Origin of the sequence: Amycolatopsis sp. SID8362, from assembly GCF_010550475.1 — a bacterium.
Taxonomy (GTDB): domain Bacteria; phylum Actinomycetota; class Actinomycetes; order Mycobacteriales; family Pseudonocardiaceae; genus Amycolatopsis; species Amycolatopsis eburnea.
Genome location: NZ_JAAGNB010000341.1, coordinates 1 through 6,509, shown reverse-complemented (window position 1 = coordinate 6,509; position 6,509 = coordinate 1). Strand labels below are relative to the sequence as shown.

The following is a 6,509-nucleotide window of genomic DNA, read 5'->3' as shown; positions in this document are numbered from 1 at the left end:
CGCAGCTCGTCGAGCCGCGCGACCTGGGCGGCGGCGAACGGCGCGTCCGCCAGATCGCTGAACGCCGGCCCGCGCCACAGCGCCAGCGCGTCGCCCAGCAGCTCCGCGGCCCGCGCAGCGTCCCCGTTCTTCAGCAGCGCACGTCCTTCGCGCGCCAGGCGTTCGAAAGCGTGAACGTCCACTTCGTCCGGTCCGACGGCCAGCCGGTACCCGGCCGCGGTGAACTCGACCGGGGCCAGCTCCTTCACCGCCGTCCGCAACCGGGACACCTGGGACTGGAGCGCGTTGGCAGCGCCGTCCGGCGGGTACTCGCCGTACATGCCGTCGATCAGCCGGTCGGCCGGGACGAACCGCCCGGCCTCCAGCGCCAGCAACGCCAGCAGCGTCCGCGAGCGCGGCCCGCCCACCGCCACCTGCGTGCCGTCCGGCGCCCACGCGGCGACGGCCCCCAGCACCCCGAATCGCATGCGCCCAGCGTAGGACGTCGATCGGGCCGCGACGGGTGTCACACGAAAGTGGAGTACGGCGTGGGCCTGTGAATCAGCTGAGCGTGCGTATATACACTTCGCCGGGTCCCCACGCAATGGGAGAGGTATGCCGTCCGACAGCATTGCCCTAGGTCAGCCGACCGTCGGCGAAGAAGAGCTCGCCGCCGTCGCCGAGGTCTTCCGATCCGGCTGGCTGGCCGGCGCCGGCCCCGCGTGCCGCCGCTTCGAAGAGCGGTTCGCGCAGGTCACCGGCACCGCGCACGCCTTGACGACCGCGAACTGCGGTTCGGCGCTCTTCCTGGGGCTCAAGGTCCTCGGCGTCCAGCCGGGCGACGAGGTGATCGTCGGCGACTACACGTTCCCGGCGACCGGCCACGCCGTCGTCCAGGCGGGCGCGAAGCCGGTCTTCGCCGACATCCGCCCGGACGTCTTCAGCGCCGACCCGGCCCACGTCGAGTCGCTGATCACGCCGAAGACCGCCGGCATCCTCGCCGTCGACGTCGCCGGGCAGCCCGGCGACTTCGACGAATACCGCGCGATCGCCGACAAGCACGGCCTCTGGCTCTTCGAGGACGCCGCCTGCGCCGCCGGCGCGACGTACAAGACGCGCCCCGCGGGCAGCCTCGCCGACCTCGCCGCGTTCTCCTTCCACGGCCGCAAGGGCATCACCGCGGGGGAGGGCGGCGCGCTCGTCTCGGACCGCGAAGACCTCATCGCGCACGCCCGCAAGCTGCACACCTACGGCATCGAGCCGGCGATCAGCCGCGAGGGCTCGGCCGCGCTGCCGATCCCGGAGTTCCACGAGCTGGGCTGGAACTTCCGCATGTCGGACGTCCAGGCCGCGATCATGAACGTCCAGCTCGACCGCCTGCCGGACCTCCTCGCCGCCCGCCGCTCGGTCGCGAAGCGCTACCACGAGGCCTTCGAAGACGTCGACGCGCTGACCGTCCCGGTCGAACTGCCCGATCGGGAGCACCCGTGGCAGGCCTACCTGCTCACGGTCGCGCCGGAAGTCAGCCGCGACGCGCTCGCTCTGCGGATCCGCGAACAGGGCGTCCAGTGCAACTTCGGCACCTACGCCTCCCACCTCCAGCCGGTCTACGGCCCCCAAACCCCGCTGCCCGTCTCAGCCGACGCGTTCGCGCGCCAGCTCGCCATCCCGATGCACGCGAACCTCACCGACGCCGAGGTCACGCGCGTCGGCGAGGTCGTGCGCGCCGCCGTGCAGTCCCTGTCCTGAAGCCGCCCGACCGAGGAGAAATTGGTGTCCGACAAGAAGGTGCTCTTCACCGGGGGCGGCGGCTTCATCGCCGCGCACGTCATCCCGCTCCTGATCGAGGGCGGCTACACGGTCCGGATCTTCGACAACATGACCCGCGGCGACCGCGCGCGCGTCAACGAGTTCGTCGCCACCGGCCAGGTCGAGCTGGTCGAGAAGGACGTCCGCTACGGCGGCGCGGTGCGCGAGGCCATGCGCGGCTGCACGCACGTCATCCACTTCGCGACGGTGTCGATCAACAAGTCGATCGCCGACCCGCACGAGTCGATCGACATCAACATGATCGGCAACCACAACGTCTTCGCCGCCGCCGCGGACGAAGGCGTCGAGCGGCTGGTGTTCGCCTCGACCGCGTCGGTCTACGGCGACCCGAAGCGGCTGCCGATGCACGAGGACGACGAGCTCAAGCCGCTCACGCCGTACTGCATCTCGAAGCGCGCGGGCGAGGACATGCTCGGCTTCTACGAGCGGACCAAGGGCCTGTCCTGGAACGCGCTGCGGTTCTTCAACGTGTACGGCCCCGGCCAGAAGATCGAGGCCTACTACACCTCGGTGATCAACCACTTCATCCAGCGCCTGCGCGCCGGCCAGCCGCCGATCATCGACGGCCGCGGCGACCAGTCCATGGACTTCGTGCACGTCGACGACCTCGCGCGGGCCGTCGTCGCCGCGCTGGAGTCGGAGCAGGCCAACCTGCCGATCAACATCGGCACCGGCATCGACACGTCGATCGCGGCGCTGGCCAAGATCCTCATCGAGGCCGTCGGCGTCGACGTCGAGCCGCTGTTCAACGAGCGCGACGTGCTGGTTTCGCGGCGCGCCGCCGACATCACCCGCGCCCGCGAGGTGCTGGGCTGGGAGCCGCGGATCACCGTCGAAGACGGCATGCGGGAACTGGTCAAGGAAACCGAGTGAGTGCCAGCGCGGGGCCGGCCCGGGGACGCGCCATGCGCATCGCGGTGGTGAACAACTTCTTCCCGCCCCGCGTCGGCGGCAGCGCGCACATGTCGGCGTCGCTGGCGGCGCAGTTCGTCGAGGCCGGGCACGAGGTACTGGCGATCACGGCGGCCTACGGCGAGGCACCGGCCGAGGAGGAGCGCGACGGCTACCGCGTCGTGCGCCTCCCGGCCGTGAAGATGCCGCAGATCGGCCTCTCGATCGACTTCGACATGAGCTTCGCCTCGCTGCGGCCGGGCAACTGGCGGCGGCTGTGGAAGCTCCTGGAAGAGTTCAAGCCGGACGCGATCCACCTGCACGGCCAGTTCTTCGACCTGTCGTGGCTGGCCGGGATCTGGGCGCGGCGGCACGGCGTCCCGACGCTGCTGACCATCCACACGCTCCTGATCAGCGACAACAAGCTGTACGGCGGCGTGTTCCGGCTGCTGGACGCGGTGCTCGTGCGGCCGATGCTGGCCTACATCAAGCCGCGGTACGTCATCCTCGACAAGCTGGGCGTCGACTACTGCGTCGAGCGCTACGGCACCAGCGACGCGAACTCGGAGTACTTCCCGATCGCGGTCGACACCGGGCACTTCGCGAAGCCGGTGACGAAGGACGTCCGCGCGGAGCACGAAATCGGCGACGCCCCGCTGATCGTCTCGCTGGGCCACGTCATCCCGCTGCGCAACCGGCTCCCGCTGATCGAGGCCCTGCCGTCCATTTTGGACAGGCACCCCGGCGTCCGCGTGGTCGTCGTCGGCCGCGTCTACCACGACGCGTTCCTGAAGCGGGCGGCCGAACTGGGCGTCTCGGACGCGCTGGTCGTCACCGGCGCCGTCCCGAAGGAGGACGTCCCGGCGTACTTCGCGGCGGCGGACATCGTGACCCACGACCTCAACGGCGGCTGCGGCACGGCGTCCCTGGAGGCGATGCTGTCCGGCACGGCGACGATCGCGTCGGTCACCGAGGACAACTACCCGGGCATCGAGCTGCGCAACGGTGAAAACGTGCTGCTGGTCCGCCCGGACGACTCCGAAGCCGTGGCGCGCACGGTGATCGAGCTGCTCGACGACCCGGACCGCCGCGCCCTGATCGCGCAGCGCGAGTCCGAGCTGGTGCGGTCGAACTTCGGCCTCGACGTTGTGGCGGAAGAACACCTTCGTACCTTCGAGAAGCTGGTGTCGGAAGCCGATGTTCTTCGATGACGAGCGCAGCCACCGGCTGCGCCCGCAGATCCTGACCGAGCTCGTCTCGCAGTACATGAACGACGCCGAGCGAGCTGCTTTTTACGGGCTTCCTCCGACGTGCCGCGTGCGCGAGCGCGTGAAGATCATCAGCCCGGAAAACCTCAAGATGGGCGACCACTGCTGGGTCGGCGAGGGCGCGGCGCTCGACGCGAGCGGCGGCCTGGAGATCGGCGAGCACACCAGCATCGGCCTGAACACGCTGATCTTCACGCACTCGAGCTGGCTGGCGAACATGACGCTGCAGAACCACTCGGGCAGCGACCTGATCGAGCGCAAACCGGTGAAGATCGGCAAGGGCTGCTTCATCGGCGGCCTGGTCGTCATCATGGCCGGCGTGACGATCGGCGACTTCGCCACGGTGCAGCCGAATTCGGTGGTGGCGAAGGACGTCCCGCCGCGCACGCTGGTGGCGGGCAACCCGGCGCGGGTGTTCCAGCGGTACGACGAGGAGTACATCCAGTCCGAAGTGGACCGGGTACGAGCGGAAAACGCGCGGCGCCGCGAGATCGCGGAATCACACGGGCAGAACACTTCGGGCTGGGGAGCTCCATCGGGCGACTACTCAGCGGAGTAGAAATCCGGCCCGAACGGGTTCCACCAGCGTGCTGCCACTCGGCTTGCTTACCTCATCGGTGAGTGGTTGCCGGATGACTACTTCGCACTGCACGCGGTCGAGGTGGTTCTTTTCGAAGCGCCGCTGACGGTTCGCGTGCCCGACGTGGTCGTGGCACCGGACTCACTGGTGCAAGCCAATCCGCCACGGCTCGCCGCCGGTGACGTCCGGCTGGTGGTCGAGGTGCTGTCCGAAGGCACCCGGCGCACCGACCAGGTCACCAAGTTCTCCGAATACGCCGAGGCCGGGATCGAGCACTACTGGATCGTCGACCTCGACTCCCCGGTCAGCCTCATCACCTACCGGTTGATCGACGGGGACTACGAAAACTTCGGCGAGTTCTCCGGCGTCGCCGAGCTCGACTTCGCCGGTACCCCGCTCACCATCGACCTGGACGCCCTCACGACCAGGCGTGCTCAGCGGCCGTAGCTGGATGACGGCAGCGCCGGCGCCGACCGCCGGCGCCGCCGTCGTGAAACCGCCCGCGCGGACCCCGAAGCAGGTCAGCGTCCGCTCGGCGGCGAAGCTCGCGCACGGAAGCGCACGTCCGACAATCTAGTCGCCCGTGACCGAGCGCGAGATATCGGTTACACAACGTTTAAAGGCGGTCGCCGAGCAGTTTCGCCAGGGATTCGCAGACGTCGGCCCGGCTGCGGCCCATTTCGACCTCGGCGACCCGCAGCTGGCCGTGCGCGTGCTTGGCCACCACGACCAGCGAGCTGTAGCCCGTCCCGTAGCAGTAGCTCGCCACCTCACCGGCGCCCGCCACCGGCTTCGCGGGCTCCGCGCACTCCGACTCGAGCTGCTTGACCATCGCCGCCGGCGACCTGCCGCCGGAAACCGCGAGGACGTACAGCTCGCCGACCGGGTACGAGCACCGGAACGCCTTGCCGGGGCCGATCTGCTCGGGCGGCATCTCGCTGGGCTCCCGCGCGTTCCAGGCGACGCCGAGGATCTGCGCCAGTTCGACGTTGCCCAGGAGCGGGCAGGCACCGGTCAGCTTGGCCGGCGAAACCGCCGGCGTGAAAGTCGGCGTCGGTGTCGGCTTCGGCTTGCTCGGCGAAGCCGACGTGGACAACGGCGGCGGTGGTGGAGGAGGCGGTGCTGCGCTGTTCGAGCACGCCGCGACGCAGGTCAGCAGGCATACGGCGGCGAGGATCCCCCTCAGTGAACGCATGGGCTCAATCTAGCCCGCGCGTAGGCTCGGATGATCGACGAGCAACCTTTCCGCGGCCCGCCCGTCGCAGGGTGAGGAACAGGGGGTGACGCATGGCGCGCGGCGACGAGGAGTTCGCGGAGTTCGTCCGCGCGTCTTCGGCCCGGCTCACCCACGCCGCCTACCTGCTCACCGGCGACCGCCACCAGGCCGAGGACGCCGCCCAGACCGCGTTCACCCGCACGTACGCCGCCTGGTCGCGGGTGCGGCACAAGGACGCCTACGGCTACGCGCGCACCGTCCTGGTGAACCACGTCATCGACGGCTGGCGGCGCCCGATCCGCGAGTACGCCACCGAGGCGATGCCCGAGCGGCAGGACCGCCTCGACGTCGACAAGGCCGTCACCCAGCGCGCCTGGCTCACCGCCGTGCTCAAGACGCTCACCGACCGGGAACGGGCCGTCGTCGTGCTGCGGCACTTCTTCGACCTGCCGGAAGCCGACGTGGCCCGTGAGCTCGGGGTTTCGCTGGGTACCGTGAAGAGCACGAATTCGCGGGCGCTGGCCAAGCTGCGGGTCGAAGCGGGCACCGAAGACACGCTGATCGGAGGAGGTGGCCGGTGAACGACCTCGACGACTTCCGCGCCGCGCTCCGGCAGCCGCCCGACGAGCCCTTCGCCGAGCCGGACCTCGCCGCGATCATGGCCGGCGGGACGCGCTTGCGACGTCGCCGGCGGGTCCTCACGAGCGCCGCCGGGATCGCCGCCGCGGCCGTCGTCGTGCTCGTC

The 6,509-nt window shown here is 70.0% G+C and carries 7 protein-coding genes and 1 pseudogene; 6 read left to right on the top strand and 2 right to left on the bottom strand.

The window, feature by feature from the left end; genetic code table 11:
- Positions 1 to 467: BTAD domain-containing putative transcriptional regulator (locus G3I65_RS11275; RefSeq protein ID WP_203612353.1), on the bottom strand; the 467-nt coding region annotated here is incomplete at its 3' end.
- A gap of 127 nt (positions 468 to 594) precedes the next feature.
- Between G3I65_RS11275 and G3I65_RS11270 the strand changes: the two genes are divergently transcribed.
- The 5 genes and pseudogenes from G3I65_RS11270 to G3I65_RS11250 all read left to right on the top strand — a co-directional run.
- Positions 595 to 1,728, top strand: a complete 1,134-nt coding sequence (locus G3I65_RS11270) for a DegT/DnrJ/EryC1/StrS aminotransferase family protein (RefSeq protein WP_160696058.1) — start codon at positions 595 to 597, stop codon at positions 1,726 to 1,728.
- Positions 1,729 to 1,752: 24 nt separating this feature from the next.
- Positions 1,753 to 2,682: an NAD-dependent epimerase/dehydratase family protein gene (locus tag G3I65_RS11265; RefSeq protein ID WP_160696057.1), complete on the top strand. Its 930-nt coding sequence runs from the start codon at positions 1,753 to 1,755 to the stop codon at positions 2,680 to 2,682.
- A gap of 32 nt (positions 2,683 to 2,714) precedes the next feature.
- Positions 2,715 to 3,911, top strand: a complete 1,197-nt coding sequence (locus G3I65_RS11260; RefSeq protein WP_160696056.1) for a glycosyltransferase family 4 protein — start codon at positions 2,715 to 2,717, stop codon at positions 3,909 to 3,911.
- Positions 3,898 to 4,527: a DapH/DapD/GlmU-related protein gene (locus tag G3I65_RS11255; RefSeq protein WP_125305977.1), complete on the top strand. Its 630-nt coding sequence runs from the start codon at positions 3,898 to 3,900 to the stop codon at positions 4,525 to 4,527. The genes G3I65_RS11260 and G3I65_RS11255 overlap by 14 nt, the downstream gene beginning before the upstream one ends.
- 15 nt (positions 4,528 to 4,542) lie before the next feature.
- Positions 4,543 to 4,995: pseudogene (locus tag G3I65_RS11250) on the top strand (Uma2 family endonuclease); the annotation flags it as partial.
- Between the two features lie 169 nt (positions 4,996 to 5,164).
- Here G3I65_RS11250 and G3I65_RS11245 read toward each other — a convergent pair.
- Positions 5,165 to 5,743, bottom strand: coding sequence for a hypothetical protein (locus G3I65_RS11245; RefSeq protein ID WP_160696055.1), 579 nt, complete (start codon positions 5,741 to 5,743; stop codon positions 5,165 to 5,167).
- A gap of 92 nt (positions 5,744 to 5,835) precedes the next feature.
- Here G3I65_RS11245 and G3I65_RS11240 point away from each other — a divergent pair, with 92 nt between their 5' ends.
- The gene (locus G3I65_RS11240; RefSeq protein ID WP_160696054.1) at positions 5,836 to 6,345 is read left to right on the top strand and encodes a SigE family RNA polymerase sigma factor; all 510 of its coding nucleotides are present in this window, start codon (positions 5,836 to 5,838) and stop codon (positions 6,343 to 6,345) included.
- Positions 6,346 to 6,509 lie beyond the last annotated feature (164 nt).